The following is a 15,187-nucleotide window of genomic DNA, read 5'->3' on the forward strand; positions in this document are numbered from 1 at the left end:
AATGCGATATGCCGCACGCGATGCGTTGCGCTGTGCGGAATTCCGCACTAGCCTTTTTTTATGACCCTGATCGCCGCGCGATCCGCCGTGCCGCCGCAGCAGCGCCGCCTGACGCTGGCCGCGCTGCTGGCCGTCGCGCTCGTTGTCGTCGCCGGCATCCTGGTCAGCGCCGAGCGCTATGGGCGACGCGTCGCCGTCGGCGCGCTCGACGCACGGGCCGCCGCGGCTCTGCCGCTGGCCAACGCCGCGCTCGCTGGCGAAATCTCCAAGCAGCAACTGCTCGCGGCCGTCCTCGCCGAGGACAGCGACGTCCGCGCGCTTCTCGCCACGCCTGACGCGGCGTCGGCGCGGACGATCGGCGCCAAGCTGAAGGCGCTCGCGGCCGATGCCGGCTCGAGCGTCCTCTACGTGATCGGGCGCGATGGGGTGACGGTCGCTGCGTCCAACTTCGACGCCCCCGACAGCTTCGTCGGCAGCGACTACGCCTTCCGCAGCTATTTCTCGCACGCCATGGCAACCGGTCGCGGCTTCCAGTACGGGCTCGGCACGGTGAGCCGGCGGCCGGGCCTCTATCTCTCGCACCGGGTCGATGGTCCGGACGGCCCGGCCGGCGTCGTCGTCGTCAAGGCGGAACTCGGCCGTGTCGAGGCCAACTGGCACGACAGCGGCTATACCGTCTTCGCCAGCGACGGCGCCGGCGTCGTGCTCGCCACCAGCCGGCCGGACTGGCGCTTCGCGACGCTCGCGCCCCTCCCGGACGAGGACGCCACGCGTGCGGCGCTCCAGATCGGCGACCTGCCGCTGCGGCCGCTTCCGCTCCGCTCCGATTCCGACGGGCTCATGACGGCGCCGGCAGGGGGCGGGACCGTGAGCTTCGCCCCGGCAAGCGGCCCCGTCGGCGAGGTCGCGCCCGGCTGGCGGCTGACGGTCCTCATTCCCGCCGATGCCGCGATCGCCGCTTCGGTCAGGCTGGCGCTCTTCGTCACCATCGCCGCGCTGCTGCTCGCGGCCGGCATCGGCGTCGCCATCGAGCGGCGTCGCCGGTCCGTGCGGCGCCGGCAGTTGGCGCTGTCGCAGATGAACGCCGAGCTCGAGCGCCGCGTTGCCGAGCGCACCGCTGCGCTTGCAGCGGAGATGGAAGGCCGCGAGGCGGCGGAGGGGCGGGTGCGGCGCCTTCGCGACGAGCTCGCGCAGGCCAACCGCCTCTCGATCCTCGGACAGATCGCGGCCGGCGTCGCGCATGAGGTCAACCAGCCGCTCGCCGCCATCCGCACTTATGCCGACAATGCCGCGCGCCTCCTCGATGCCGGGAAGGGCGAGAGCGTTCGTGACAATCTCGGTGCCATCGCCCGCGTCACCGAACGGATCGGCGAGATCACCGGCTCGCTTCGCAGTTTCGCGCGCCGCGCCGCCGGCTCGGCCGGTCCGGTGGCGCTCGACGACGCCATCGACGGCGCGCTGTCGCTCCTTGCCGGGCGCATCCGCGACAGCGGCGTCGTGATGACCCGCACGCGAGGCGAGGGCGCGGCGGTGGTCAGCGCGAGCCGCATCCGCCTCGAGCAGATCATCGTCAACCTGCTCCAGAACGCACTCGATGCTCTGAAAGGCCGAAGCGACGGACGGATCGCGATCGCCGTCGAGCGCGCGGGCGACACGGTCAGCCTCCGCGTTGCCGACAACGGGTCGGGGATCGCGCCCGAAGTCGCGGATACGCTCTTCATGCCCTTCATCACCACCAAGGAAGCCGGGCTCGGGCTCGGGCTCGTCATCTCGGCCGAGATTGCGCGCGAGCTCGGCGGCACCCTCCGGCTCGGCGATCAGGGCGGGCCGGGGGCCGTCTTCGTGCTCGAACTTCCGTGTGCGCCATGAGCGACCAGCCGCTTCCCGTCGTCTTCGTCGAGGACGACGACGATCTTCGCGCCGCCACGGCGCAGACGCTCGAACTCGCCGGCTATCGCGCGCTCGTGTTCGCCGCCGCCGAGCCGGCGCTCGCGGCGCTCGATGCGTCCTTTCCCGGCGTCGTCGTCAGCGATATCCGCATGCCGGGGCTCGGCGGCCTCGAGTTCTTCCGCCGCCTCCATCGGCTCGATCCCGACCTGCCCGTGATCCTCGTCACCGGCCATGGCGACATCGCGCTCGCGGTCGCGTCGCTGCATGAGGGTGTCTACGACTTCATCGCCAAGCCCTATCCGGCCGACCGCCTGCTCGAAGCGATCCGCCGCGCGCAGGAGAAGCGCGCCCTCGTCCTCGAGAACCGGGTTCTCAGGGCCGCAGCCGCGCGCGGGGGCGACGACATCGCCTTTCTCGGCGAGGCCGCGGCGATGCGGCGGCTGCGCGCGACCGTGCGGCAGATCGCCGATGCCGATGTCGATGTGCTCGTGGAGGGCGAGACGGGGACGGGCAAGGAGGTCGTCGCCGAGCATCTCCACCGCTGGGGCCGGCGGTCGTCGCGGGCCTTCGTGGCGCTGAATTGCGGCGGGCTGCCGGAGACGGTCATAGAGAGCGAGCTCTTCGGGCACGAGGCGGGCGCCTTCACCGGCGCGCAGAAACGCCGCGTCGGCCGCATCGAGCATTCCGACGGCGGGACGCTCTTTCTCGACGAGATCGAGTCCATGCCGCCGTCGCTGCAGGTCAAGCTCCTGCGCGTGCTTGAGACGAGGCGGGTGGAGCCACTGGGAACGAATGAGAGCCGGAAGGTCGATCTGCGCGTCGTCGCAGCGGCCAAGGTCGATCTGTCGGACCCGAAGGCGCGCGGCGACTTCCGGAGCGATCTCTACTACCGGCTGAATGTGGTGACGCTGCGCCTGCCGCCCCTGCGCGAGCGGCGCGAGGACGTGCCACTCCTGTTCGGCGCCTTCCTGCGGCGCTCGGCCGAACGCTTCGGACGGCCGCTACCCGACCTGACGGCGGAGGCGCGCGAGCATCTCGCGCGTCACGACTGGCCTGGCAATGTCCGCGAGCTGCTGCATTTCGCGGAGCGCTTCGTGCTGGGGCTCCATGGGGAGCCTTCGGTCGCGGAGGCGTCGGCAGCCCCCGACGAAGGCGGGCTCGCGGAGCAGGTCGAGCGCTTCGAGGCGGAGCTGATCCGCGCTGCGCTTCGCGAAACGAATGGCGATGTGCGCGCGACGCTCGCGCGCCTCCGCCTGCCGCGAAAGACCTTCTACGACAAGCTGAAGCGGCACGGCATCACGCGCGCCGAATTCGCCATGAGCGAGGGCGAGGACTGAGCGAGCCAGGCGCCGTGGACGTTGGCGTCAGGCCTTGGCTTTGCTGGCGCGCGGCTTCTTCGGAGCGCTGGACGCCGCAGCCTCGACGTCTCCGGCCCCGGCCTCCGGCGCAGCCTCGGCGGCAGCGGTCGCCTCGGCGGGAGAGGATGCGGCTTCTTCGGCGGGAGCCTCGACCGGCGCCGGTTTGGCCTTGCCGCGCGTCTTGGGGGAAGCCTTCACCGCATCTGTCGTCGCGGCCTCGTCCTTCGCGGCGGCCTTCTTCGCCGGCGCCGGCTTCGCCTTCGCGGGCTTCGCCTTGTCCGCATTCGCGTCCGCCTTCTTCACGGCGGTCTTCTTCGCCGGCTTCGTGTCGACCGGCACGCCTTCGATCTCGGCGGCCGCCATTACCCAGTGGTCCCAGTCGCGGCCATGGGGCTGGCCCTCGGCCAGCCAGATCTCGTAAGCCCGGATTCGGATCGCCTCGTCTCTACCACCTGGCATGGGCTCTCTCCTGTTTGGTCGCCTGCAGCGCCGGCGTCATCAAACGCCATTCATTCCTCGGAGTTCCGCGGACGGGGCGAGTGTGCCACTGCTCGCGCCGATATTCGACGCCGAAATTGCACGTCTCAGGCGGTTTCGGCGGCCGAGTCGCGATTCCAGCGGTCGAGGAAGGCGCCGAGCCGATCGAAGGCGAGATCGACGACCACGGCGAGCAGGCCGACGACGAGCGCGCCCTGGAGGACATAGGCAGTGTTGAAGCCGCTGAGGCCGACGATGATCGGCAGGCCCAGCGTCTTGACGCCGACGGTCGATGCGATCGCCGCGGTGCCGATATTGATGATCACCGAAGTGCGGATGCCGGCGACGATGACGGGAGCTGCCAGCGGCAGCTCGACCCTCGCGAGGATGCCGGCCGGGCTCATGCCGATGCCGCGCGCCGCCTCGCGTACGCCGGACGGAACCTGCTCGATGCCCGCGACCGTCGCTTCGGTCACAGGCAGCAAGCCGTAGAGAGCGAGCGCGATCAACGCGGGCAGCGGGCCGAAGCCGAGCAGAGGCACGGCGATGGCGAGGACCGCGATCGGTGGAAAGGTCTGGCCGGCGGCGGTCAGCGTTTCGGCGAGCGGGCGGAATGCGCGTCCGGCCGGGCGGGTCACGAACAGCGCGACCGCGACGCCAACCACCACCGAAACGACGCTCGAAACGGCGACCAGCGCGAGATGGTCGACTGTCAGCGACAGGAAGCTGTCCTGCTCGTAGAGCGGACGCTCCTGGTCGGGAAACATCCAGCCGAAAACCGGCTTCAGCGCCGGCATGCCGAGCACGAGGGCGACGAGCGCGATCGTGGCCGGAACGAGCGGATCGATCCGTCTCACGGCTTTGCGTCCGACGACGGCGGACGGACGAGGTCGGCGAGGTGGATCGAGCCGAGCGGCGTGCCGTCGCCATCGCGCACCGGCAGGCGGTCGACATTGCGCGCCACGAACAGCGAGAGCGCCTCGCGCAGGCTGGCATCGACCGGCAGCGGCTCGCCGGTCGCCACCTCGCCGCGCCGCATGCGGTCGCCGACGCGCTCGGCGGCGAGGAGGCGAAGGCCGCGATCCGACCGGCCGAGGAAGTCGGCGACGAAATCGTTGGCCGGCGCGGCGAGGATGTCGCGCGGACTGCCGGACTGCACGATGCGGCCGTGATCGAGGATGACGATCCGGCTGGCGAGACGGATCGCCTCGTCGATATCATGAGTCACGAGGACGACGGTCGTTCCGGACGCGGCCTGGATGCGCAGCATCTCGGCCTGCAGCGTGTCGCGCGTAACGGGGTCGAGCGCGCCGAAGGGCTCGTCCATCAGGAGGACGGACGGGTTCGCCGCGAGGGCGCGGGCGACGCCGACGCGCTGCTGTTCGCCGCCAGAAAGATGGCGCGGATAGCGCGCGCGGTAGCGGACCGGATCGAGCGTCAGCATTTCGAGAAGTTCGGTGACGCGGTCGCGGATGCGCCCGCGCGGCCAGCCGAGCAGCTTCGGCACGGCGCCGATGTTCTCCTCGACCGTCCAGTGCGGAAAGAGGCCGATCGACTGGATCGCATAGCCCATGCGGCGGCGCAGTTCTTCAGGCGCGAAGGAGCGGATCTCGGTGCCCTCGAAGAGGATCCGCCCGCGATCGTGCTCGATCAGGCGGTTGATCATCTTCAGCGTCGTCGTCTTGCCCGAGCCGGAAGGGCCGATCAGGACGCAGAACTCGCCCTTCTCGACGGTGAGCGACAGGTCTTCGATGGCGGTCCAGCCGGCATAGTCCTTGCCGACATGCTCGAAGCGGATCATCCGGTCCTCGCTTTCAGCATGGCGCCGGCGAGCTTCAGCGCGAGATCGGCGAGGACAGCGATTCCGACCAGCGGCACGACGCCGAGCAGGACGAGATCGATCGCACTCGCATTGAGGCCCTGAAAGATGATGGCGCCGAGCCCGCCCGCGCCGATCAGTGCCGCGACGGCGGTCAGCCCGACCGCCTGCACCACGGTCACGCGGAGGCCTGCGACCAGCACCGGCAGCGCCAGCGGCACCTCAACGGTGCGGAAGATCTGGCCGCGGGTCATGCCGATGCCGCGGGCGGCCTCGATCGCGGCGACGGGGACGGCGGCGAGGCCGGCCGCCGTGCTCCGCACGATCGGCAGCAGCGAATAGAGCGTCAGCGCAATGATCGCGGGCGTGACGCCGATGCCGGAAATGCCGAGCCGGGCGAGCGCCGGGGCGAAGGCGACCAGCGCCGCGAGCGGTGCGATGAGCAGCCCGAACAGGGCGATCGAGGGAACGGTCTGGATGATGTTGAGCACGGCGAAGATCGGCCGCCCGAGCTGCTGCCGCCGGTGCACGAGGAGGCCGAGCGGCAGGCCGATGGCGAGCGTGGGGACCAGCATGGCGGCGATGATCGCGAGATGCGTTGTCACCGCGGCGGCGAAGACGGCGTGGCGGTTGGCATATTCCTTCATGATCGACAGGGCGTCGATCGAGCCGCCCGCGACGAGAAGCACCGAGGGAAGCGCCATCAGCAGCGCGAGACCGATCCTCAGCGCGGGTTCGCGCGTCAGCTTTTGCAGCGCATCGGAAGCGGCGAGGGCCGCCATGACCGCGAGGATCCAGAAGGCGCCGCCGAAGGAGGTGCGCGCCGCCGGGGTCGCGGGGTCGGCCATCGAAGCGGCCACGTCGCCGGCCAGCCAGATCATGCCGGCGACCAGCGCCGACGCGGCGATGGCGACGAGCCCGTGCGTGATCCGCCCGCCCGGCAGGAAGGGGCCGGCGACGAGAACGAGCGCCGGAGCGAAAGCCGCGCTGCGCCATCCCTCCAGTACCACGGGCCAGGGAACCGGTTGCCCGGAAAGGAGCCGGTTCGGCGCGTGGCTGAGGAAGGGAAGTGCGATCGACGCCGCGAGGGCGGCGACGACCAGAACCAGCAGGACGGGGTTCTTGACCACGTCGTCCGCTTACTTGATGAAGCCCTTCGACTTCAGGTAGTCGCTCGCGACCTGGCCGGCGTCCTGGCCCTCGACGGAGACCTTGGCGTTGAGCGACTGGAGCGTCGCCGCATCGAGGCTCGCAAAGACCGGGGCGAGGATCTCGGCGATCTTCGGATAGTCCTTCAGCGCCGCTTCGCGGATGATCGGCGCCGGCGCATAGACCGGCTGCACGCCCTTGTCGTCGGCCAGCGCGACGAGGCCGAGCGCCGCGAGCGCGCCGTCCGTGCCATAGGCGAGCGAGCCGTTGACTCCCGAGGTCTGCTCGGCCGCGGCGCGGATGAAGGTGGTCGTGTCGCCGCCGGCCAGCGTCACGATCTGGTCGGGCCCGAGCTTGAAGCCATAGGCCGACTGGAAGGCGGGCAGGGCGGCCGGGCTTTCGACGAACTCGGCGGAGGCGGCCATCTTGAAGCTGCCGCCGCCGTTGATCCACTTGGCGAAGTCCTCGAGCGACTTGAGGTTGTTGGCGTCCGCCACGTCCTTGCGCACCGCGATGACCCAGGTGTTGTCGGCCGGGGCCGGTGACAGCCAGACGATCTTGTTGGCGTCGTAGTCGAGAGCCTTGACCTTGTCGTAACCGGCCTTGGCGTCCTTCCAGAGCGGGTCGCTGTCGAGGGAGAAGAAGAAGGCGCCGTTGCCGGTGTATTCGGGATAGACGTCGATCTCCCCCGCGGTGATCGCGCCGCGTACGATCTTGGTGTTGCCGAGCGACACCTTGTTCACGGTCGGAATGCCGTTCGCCTCCAGCATGTCGATGATGACATTGCCGAGAATGGCGCCTTCGGTGTCGATCTTGGAGCCGACCTTCACGGGATCGGCTGCGTGGGCCGCCGGAAGGGGCATCAGCCCCCCGGCGACGAGGACGGCGAAGGCGGCGCCAAAAAGGGCACGGCGGTCGAGGATCGCGATCATCGGTTCGTTTCCTTGAGAGGGCGCCGGACGACCGGCACGGCCATGGATCGGACTTAGGGCACGTGTTGGCCCGGTCCAGGAGGCGACATCTTCCTGCTGCCGTAAATCGTACTCTATTCGTTCTGGTTCGTCACCCCGGTTTGGGGCGGCCAGGGCGCATTTTGTCGGCCACGCCGCTCGTGATGTCGTTCCGCTATGAGGACGATGGGCGGATGCCGGACGCGGCGCAAGCTGGGCGTGGCGCCACGCCGCGCCGCCGTATAGGCTCTCTCATCTGCGATGCGAAAGCGAGACCGACACTTGGCTCTCCCCGGCCCCGGACGCCCCCGTTTCCGACTTGACGTCACCCGGCTCGTCGCCCTCATGGGCCTTCTTGGCATCGTCATGACGCTTGCGGCCACCGCCTATCTCGCCTGGCGGGAGCATGAGCGGCGCTATGCGGACGCCCGCGCGCAGCTTGCGACCGAGGCCTTCTTCCTCTCCGATCATGCCAACCGCCTGTTCGAGGTGGCGCGCGCGGCCCTTGCGAGCGCCGACGCGCTGACACGCGGCCGCGAATGGGACGATATCGCCGCCGATGCCGGGCTCGCCCGCCAGTTGCGCGATCTCGCGCGCGGCACGGCATATGTCGAGGATGTATGGCTCAACGACCCGAACGGCGACCTGCGCGCGACGAGCTTCGCCTTTCCGTCGCCGCAGTCGAACGCGTCGGATCGGGAGAACTTCAAGGCGGCCAGGCAGCCGGTCAACGAGATCTTCGTCGGCCCGCCCATCCGCGGCCGCGTCACCGGACGACCGACCTTCCTGCTCTCGAACCGAATGGAAGGCGAGGACGGCAGATTCCGCGGCATGGCCTCGGTGACGGCCGACCTCTCCTATTTCAACGACTACTGGCGCAACATCATCCAGCCCTACGACGCCCGGGTCACGATCACCCACGCGCCGACGCTGGCGGTCCTCGCTGAATACCCACAGGGCGCGGGCACTCCCCTGACGCCGCCCGGTCTCGCCGGGAGCGTTCGCGACCTGCCGGGCGAGGGGGTCTATGCCGAGCCCGGCGGCGAGGGCCGCTTCGGCGCGTTTCGGCGTGTCGGCGACCATCCGGTCTATCTGACGGTCGACATCTCGCATGACGCCGTTGAGGCGGCGTGGAAGGCCTGGTTCGCCAATATCCTGCCGGTGCCGGCGGTCGCGATCGCGCTGTTCGGCGGCCTCACCTGGCTCGCCGTCCGCGGCTCGCGGCAGGAGCGCGCCTCGCAGGCCTCGCTCAAGGCCGCCAATGCGGAGCTTCTGCGCGCCATGAGCGAGCGCGAAAGCGCCGAGGCGCAGTTGCGGCAGATGCAGAAGATCGAGGCGATCGGCCAGCTCACCGGCGGCATCGCGCACGATTTCAACAACATGCTGGCGATCATCGTCTCCAGCCTCAGCCTGATCGAGAAGCGGCTGCAGCGCGGCGAGCTCGACATCGCGAAATATGTGAGCGCGGCGCAGGATGGCGCGAGCCGCGCGGCGGCGCTGACGCAGCGCCTGCTCGCCTTCGCCCGCAAGCAGCCGCTCGCGCCGCAGACCGTCGATCCGAACCGCTTCGTCTCCGGCATGTCGGAAATGCTGCAGCGGACGCTCACCGAGGCTATCCGCATCGAGACCGTGCTCGCGGCGGGGCTCTGGAAGGTGCACGTGGATCCGGCGCAGCTCGAAAACGCACTGCTCAATCTCGCCGTCAATGCGCGCGACGCCATGCCGGCCGGCGGGCGGCTGACGATCGAGACGGCAAATGCCAGCATCGACGGAAGCTACTCGGCGGCGAACTCGGACGTTCCCGCCGGGCAATATGTCATGGTCGCCGTGACTGACACCGGAACGGGCATGCCGGCCGATGTCGCCGCCCGCGCCTTCGAGCCCTTCTTCACGACGAAGGGGGTCGGCAAGGGCAGCGGGCTCGGTCTCTCGCAGGTCTACGGCTTCGTCCGCCAGTCCGGCGGGCACGTGAAGATCTATTCCGAGCCCGGGCAGGGCACGAGCATCAAGATCTACCTGCCCCGCTATTACGGCGTCGACCAGGAAGCCGACCCCGCCGGCAAGGCGTCGGTCGCGCGGCCGGAGGGCTCGCATGAGGAGGTCGTCCTCGTGGTCGAGGACGAGGCCAATGTACGCCGGCTCAGCGTCGATTCACTTCGCGAGCTCGGCTACACCGTGCTGCATGCCGATCATGCCGACAAGGCAATGGAACTGATCGAGACACAGCCGCGCATCGACCTGCTCTTCACCGACATCATCATGCCCGATGTGAACGGGCGCGAGCTTTCGGACCGCGCCCGCGCGCTGCGCCCCGCTCTCAAGGTGCTCTATGCGACCGGCTACACGCGCAACGCCGTGGTGCACAACGGATTGCTCGATCCGGGCGTCCGGCTACTCAGCAAGCCGTTCTCGATCGAACAACTCGCCGTCAGCGTGAGAGCGGCCATCGATTCATGACCGGCGGCGGATCGGGTGCGATGTGAGACGGTTGGTCGACGCAGGCTTTCTCGGCCGTCACGCCGTTTTCGGACTGTCGCTGCTGCTGGCGGCGGTGGCGCTCGCCTTCGTCCTCGCGACGGGGCGGGGCTGGGCGGCGCTGGCGCTGTTCGGCGGCTTGGGCGCGCTCGGCATTCACGATCTGCTGCAGCGGCGGCATGCGCTGCTGCGGAACTACCCGGTGATCGGGCATATCCGCTACCTCTTCGAGAATGTCCGGCCCGAGCTTCGGCAATATCTGTTCGAGGACGATCGCGACGCGCTGCCATTTTCGCGCGACCAGCGCACGCTCGTCTACCAGCGCGCCAAGAGCGAGCCCGACCAGCGCCCGTTCGGAACGCTGCTCGATGTCTATGGCCAGGGTTACGAGTTCATGGGCCATTCGGTGCGGCCGCGGCCCGTCTCCGATCCCGCCGGCTTCCGCGTCACGATCGGCAACGACCAGTGCACCGAGCCCTATGACGCTTCCGTGCTCAACATCTCGGGCATGAGCTTCGGCGCGCTGTCGGCGGCCGCGATCCGCGCGCTCAACAAGGGCGCCAGGCTCGGCGGCTTCGCCCACGACACCGGCGAGGGCAGCGTCAGCCCCTATCACGAGGAAGCGGGCGGCGATCTCGTCTGGCAGATCGCCAGCGGCTATTTCGGATGCCGCACCGCGACGGGCGCGTTCGATCCCGAGGCCTTTGCCGCGCGCGCAAGAAGTCCGCAGATCCGGATGATCGAGCTGAAGCTCAGCCAGGGTGCCAAGCCGGGCCATGGCGGCATCCTGCCGGCCGACAAGGTCTCGCCCGAGATCGCGCGTGTGCGCGGCATCGCGGTCGGCGAGGCCTGCGTCTCGCCGTCGTCGCATTCGAGCTTCGACACGCCGATCGGCATGATGCACTTTCTCGCCGAGCTCAGGCGCCTTTCAGGGGGCAAGCCGGTCGGCTTCAAGCTGGCGATCGGTCATCCCTGGCAGTTCATGAGCATCGTCAAGGCGATGCTGGCGACCGGGATCGTGCCCGATTTCGTGGTCGTTGACGGCGCCGAGGGTGGCACGGGGGCCGCGCCCGTCGAGTTCGCCGATCATCTCGGCGTGCCGATGCGCGAGGGTCTCATCTTCGTCCACAACACGCTGGTCGGCGCCGGCCTCCGGCCCCGGATCCGCATCGGTGCCGCCGGCAAGGTCATCACGGCTTTCGACATGGCCTCGTGCCTCGCCATCGGCGCCGACTGGGTCAATATGGGCCGCGGCTTCATGTTCGCCCTCGGCTGCATCCAGTCGCTCTCGTGCCACACCAATCGCTGCCCGACCGGTGTCGCGACGCAGGATCCGCTGCGCCAGCGCTCGCTGGTTGTCGAGGACAAGGCGGAACGGGTCGCGGCCTTCCACCGGCATACGCTGATGGCGCTCGCCGAGATGCTGGCCGCCGCCGGCCTCAGCCATCCGGGCCAACTCGGGCCGCATCATCTCGCCCGCCGCGTCACGCCGACGGAGATCCGCCTGCTGTCGCAGCTGCATGCGTTCCTGAAGCCGGGCGAACTCCTCGCGCCCGTAGCCGAGCCAGGCTTCTACCAGACGAGCTGGGCGCGGGCGCAGGCCGAGAGCTTCGACGCCATGCCGGCATAGGCCGGCAGGTCCCGACGCGAGCGTCCGGTGATGCTCCGGCGAAAGGTCGCTATCCCAACGCCTGCTCGAGATCGGCGATGAGGTCCTGCGCATCCTCGATGCCGGCCGAGATGCGCACCAGCGAATCCGAGATGCCGATCGCCTGCCGCTGCTCGGGCGGGATCGAGGCATGCGTCATCACGGCGGGATGCTCGATGAGGCTCTCGACGCCGCCGAGGCTCTCGGCGAGGGCGAACAGCCGCACGCGCTCCAGGAACCGCGTCGTACCCGCGAGGTCGCGGTCGAACTCGACCGTGATCATGCCGCCAAAGGCATGCATCTGGCGCTTCGCCAGCGCATGCTGCGGATGGCTTTCGAGGCCGGGATAGCGGACCGAGACGACATCCGGCCGCGCCTCCAGCCAGCGCGCGATCGCCATGCCGTTCTCGGAGTGCCGCTGCATGCGCAGCGCCAGCGTCTTGAGGCCGCGCAGCGCGAGGAAGGAGTCGAAGGGGCCGGAGATGGCACCAACGGCGTTCTGCAGGAATTTCAGCTGTTCGGCGAGATCCTCGCGCGGGCCGACGGCCACGCAGCCGCCGACCATGTCCGAATGGCCGTTCAGATATTTCGTCGTCGAATGCACGACGAGGTCGAATCCGATCTCCAGCGGGCGCTGGATATAGGGGCTGGCGAAGGTGTTGTCGGCGACCGCGATCAGGTTGTGGCGCTTGGCGAGCGTCGCGACCGCTTCGAGATCGACGATGCGCAGCATCGGATTGGTGGGCGATTCCACCCAGATCATGCGTGTCTCGGGCCGGATCGCCGCCTCGATGGCGGCGAGGTCGGTCACGTCGACGAAGCTGATCGAAAGGCCCGCGGAGCGCTTGCGAACCCGCTCCATCAGGCGGAACGTGCCGCCATAGATGTCGTCGGTGGCGATGACATGCGCGCCGCTGTCGAGCAGTTCGAGCACGGTGCCGATCGCCGCGAGGCCCGAGGCGAAGGCGAAGCCGGCGCTGCCGCTTTCGAGATCGGCGATCGCCCGCTCGAAGGCGAAGCGCGTCGGGTTCTGCGAGCGGGCATATTCGAAGCCCTTGTGAACGCCGGGGCTCTCCTGCGCATAGGTCGAGGTGGCGTAGATCGGCACCATCACCGCGCCGGTCAGCGGATCGTGGCTCTGCCCGCCATGGATGGTGCGCGTGGCGAAGGCGAGGCGGTTCGATGCGGTCACGATGCCTGTCTCAGATGGTTGATGAGGTCGATGCGGGTGATGAGGCCGACGAAATCGGCGCCGTCCATGACGATGGCGACTTCGTTGCGCTCGAAGATCGGCGGCAGGACATCGACCGGCGCGGTGGCCGGCACGGTGTTGAGTTCGGTGACCATGGCGTCGCCGACGCTGTTGCCCGAAGTGCCGCCGCTGCGGCGCAGGCGTCCCATCGCGCCGAGCACGTCGCTCTCGTCGAGGAGGCCCACCAGGCGTCCGTCCTCGATCACGGGAAGCTGCGAGACGTCCGCCGAGCGCATGCGCGCATAGGCGGTGGCGAGCGTGTCGGTCGGCGCCACGGTGATCGTGCCGCCCTCGGCGAAGCCGCGCGCCACGAGGTCGCGCAGATTGCCGTGCTTAAGACGCTCGACGAGGCCCTGCTCGGCGACCCAGACATCGTTGAAGACCTTCGAGAGATACTTGTTGCCCGAGTCGCAGACGAAGGTCACGACCCGCTTCGGCTCGGTCTGCTCGCGGCAATAGCGAAGCGCCGCAGCCAGAAGCGTACCCGAGGACGAGCCGGCGAGAAGGCCTTCCTGTGCCAGCAGCGCGCGGGCGGCGGCGATGCTCTCGCGATCGGTGATGGTGAAGGCGCGGCGGACCAGCGACAGGTCGGCATTCGGCGGCACGAAATCCTCGCCGATGCCCTCGACCGCCCAGCTGCCGGCCTCGATCATCTGTCCCGTTTCGATGAGCGGTGCCAGGATCGAACCCTTGGGATCGGCGAGCACCATCTGCGTCGAGGGCGAGACGCGGCTGAAATAGCGGCCGAGACCTGACAGCGTGCCGCCGGAGCCGACGCCCACGACAACCGCGTCCACGTTTCCGTCGAGCTGCTCGAAGATCTCCGGTCCCGTCGTCGTCTCATGGGCGAGCGGATTGGCCGGGTTGCCGAACTGGTTCACGAAGAAGCCGCCCGTCTCGGCGGCGATCCGCTCGGCCATGTCCTGGTAGTATTCCGGATGACCCTTGCCGACATCGGAGCGCGTCGTGCGCACATCGGCGCCGATGGCGCGCAGATGCTGCACCTTTTCGCGGGACATCTTGTCGGGCACGACGAGGATCAGGCGATAGCCCTTGGGCAGCGCCACCTGCGCGAGGCCGAGGCCGGTATTGCCGGCCGTCGCCTCGACGATCGTGCCGCCGGGCTTCAGGCGTCCGTCGCGCTCTGCCGCGTCGATCATCGACAGCGCGATGCGGTCCTTGATCGATCCGCCGGGGTTCTGGCTCTCGAGCTTCACGAACAGGCGGCAGGGGCCGGTGTCGAAGGTCGTCAGCTCGACCATCGGCGTGCGGCCGATGAGGTCGAGGCTCGAGCGGACGGGGCGGGGCAGGGGTGTGGCGGCGCTAGTCGTGCCAGTCATGATCGGGGCCTCCGGCGGGGACACCCCTGATCTAGTCGGTCGCGCCTCCGGCCTCAAGGCGCTCGCTGCGGCGCCAGACCGCGATCTGTGGAACAGATTGCTCCGCCAAGCGAGGATGCAAGAAACCGAATGCGGTCGATGACGCCGAACGGAGTGTCCGACGGAACGAATTTCCCGGCTGCGGCGCTACCGGCGGCGAAGCCTCAGTTTAGGCCGGCGTGCAACTGTTCGATCTGCGGGACGAGGACTTGGTCGTAGACCTTGCGCTGCGTATCGTCGAGCGCTGCGACGCCGTCCTCGATGACCAGCGTGATGATGCGGAAGGCCTTGGACCGTCGCTTGACCCGGCCCTCTTCGACGAGCCTGTCGAGAGCCTCGGTGAGGAATATTCGACGCAGCATCGGATTAACCCCAGCCAACTGATTCCAATTCATGAATCGTCAACCTCTTCACCGACGAAATCAAGCTGCGCTGCACTGGATGATGGCATGGTGCACGATCCGTTGCCTCGTGCGGGGCAAGGGAAAGCGATTGCCGGGGTGGCGTCGAAGCCTATAAATAGGAACGACGCGGAGTAGACGTTATGCAGAAGAAGTTGGTTGCGCTCAGGGCGCGGCTTGTCGAAGAGCAACAGAAGCTGATCACCCAGGCTGCAACGACCGGTATGCTGCCGACCGACAGTGCCATCAGAAAGATATCCGATATCGAGAATGCGATCATGGCGGTGGAGCACATGATCGAGGATCTTGGCAGCACCAAGCCGGCATCGTCGAAATCCTCGTCGCAGTCGAGGGGATAGCGCGGGCTTTCCCGGCCGGGGCGGTGCGTC

Annotated in this window: 13 protein-coding genes; 5 read left to right on the forward strand and 8 right to left on the reverse strand. The window is 68.7% G+C overall.

Annotated features, from left to right (window positions below):
- The first annotated feature begins 60 nt into the window (after positions 1-60).
- Together QO015_RS18725 and QO015_RS18730 are read left to right on the forward strand one after the other, a co-directional pair.
- Positions 61-1,869 (forward strand): sensor histidine kinase, encoded by a 1,809-nt coding sequence (locus QO015_RS18725; RefSeq protein WP_266283515.1) that lies wholly within the window; start codon positions 61-63, stop codon positions 1,867-1,869.
- Complete coding sequence (locus QO015_RS18730; RefSeq protein WP_266283516.1) at positions 1,866-3,227, forward strand: sigma-54-dependent transcriptional regulator; 1,362 nt, start codon at positions 1,866-1,868, stop codon at positions 3,225-3,227. Before QO015_RS18725 ends, QO015_RS18730 begins: the two co-directional genes overlap by 4 nt.
- 27 nt (positions 3,228-3,254) lie before the next feature.
- On the opposite strand, the gene QO015_RS18735 is transcribed toward QO015_RS18730, so the two are convergent.
- The 5 genes from QO015_RS18735 to osmF all read right to left on the reverse strand — a co-directional run bounded on the left by QO015_RS18735 (position 3,255) and on the right by osmF (position 7,556).
- A complete protein-coding gene (locus tag QO015_RS18735; protein WP_266283517.1) occupies positions 3,255-3,707 on the reverse strand; it encodes a DUF2934 domain-containing protein in 453 nt (150 codons plus the stop codon).
- Positions 3,708-3,832: 125 nt separating this feature from the next.
- Positions 3,833-4,582, reverse strand: a complete 750-nt coding sequence (locus QO015_RS18740; RefSeq protein ID WP_307290884.1) for an ABC transporter permease — start codon at positions 4,580-4,582, stop codon at positions 3,833-3,835.
- A complete protein-coding gene (locus QO015_RS18745; RefSeq protein ID WP_266283518.1) occupies positions 4,579-5,526 on the reverse strand; it encodes an ABC transporter ATP-binding protein in 948 nt (315 codons plus the stop codon). The genes QO015_RS18740 and QO015_RS18745 overlap by 4 nt, the downstream gene beginning before the upstream one ends.
- On the reverse strand, positions 5,523-6,674 hold the full coding sequence (locus tag QO015_RS18750; RefSeq protein ID WP_266283519.1) for an ABC transporter permease: 1,152 nt from the start codon (positions 6,672-6,674) through the stop codon (positions 5,523-5,525). Before QO015_RS18750 ends, QO015_RS18745 begins: the two co-directional genes overlap by 4 nt.
- 9 nt (positions 6,675-6,683) lie before the next feature.
- Positions 6,684-7,556, reverse strand: a complete 873-nt coding sequence (gene osmF, locus QO015_RS18755) for a glycine betaine ABC transporter substrate-binding protein OsmF (RefSeq protein ID WP_266283869.1) — start codon at positions 7,554-7,556, stop codon at positions 6,684-6,686.
- A gap of 432 nt (positions 7,557-7,988) precedes the next feature.
- Here osmF and QO015_RS18760 point away from each other — a divergent pair, with 432 nt between their 5' ends.
- On the forward strand, positions 7,989-10,100 hold the full coding sequence (locus tag QO015_RS18760) for a hybrid sensor histidine kinase/response regulator family protein (RefSeq protein WP_266283520.1): 2,112 nt from the start codon (positions 7,989-7,991) through the stop codon (positions 10,098-10,100).
- A 22-nt stretch (positions 10,101-10,122) separates the two neighbouring features.
- Positions 10,123-11,748, forward strand: coding sequence for an FMN-binding glutamate synthase family protein (locus QO015_RS18765; RefSeq protein ID WP_370877435.1), 1,626 nt, complete (start codon positions 10,123-10,125; stop codon positions 11,746-11,748).
- A gap of 49 nt (positions 11,749-11,797) precedes the next feature.
- Here the strand turns inward: QO015_RS18765 and QO015_RS18770 are convergent, their stop codons facing one another.
- From QO015_RS18770 to QO015_RS18780, 3 genes are all read right to left on the reverse strand, one after another.
- Positions 11,798-12,961, reverse strand: a complete 1,164-nt coding sequence (locus QO015_RS18770; protein WP_370877469.1) for a trans-sulfuration enzyme family protein — start codon at positions 12,959-12,961, stop codon at positions 11,798-11,800.
- Positions 12,955-14,358, reverse strand: coding sequence for a pyridoxal-phosphate dependent enzyme (locus QO015_RS18775; protein WP_266283522.1), 1,404 nt, complete (start codon positions 14,356-14,358; stop codon positions 12,955-12,957). Before QO015_RS18775 ends, QO015_RS18770 begins: the two co-directional genes overlap by 7 nt.
- Before the next feature lie 203 nt (positions 14,359-14,561).
- Positions 14,562-14,759: a hypothetical protein gene (locus QO015_RS18780; protein WP_266283523.1), complete on the reverse strand. Its 198-nt coding sequence runs from the start codon at positions 14,757-14,759 to the stop codon at positions 14,562-14,564.
- 182 nt (positions 14,760-14,941) lie between these two features.
- Between QO015_RS18780 and QO015_RS18785 the strand changes: the two genes are divergently transcribed.
- Positions 14,942-15,157 carry a hypothetical protein gene (locus QO015_RS18785; protein WP_266283524.1) on the forward strand — a complete coding sequence of 72 codons (216 nt, stop codon included), beginning with the start codon at positions 14,942-14,944 and terminating at the stop codon, positions 15,155-15,157.
- Positions 15,158-15,187 lie beyond the last annotated feature (30 nt).

Origin of the sequence: Kaistia geumhonensis (assembly GCF_030815145.1) — a bacterium.
Classification (GTDB): Bacteria; Pseudomonadota; Alphaproteobacteria; order Rhizobiales; family Kaistiaceae; genus Kaistia; species Kaistia geumhonensis.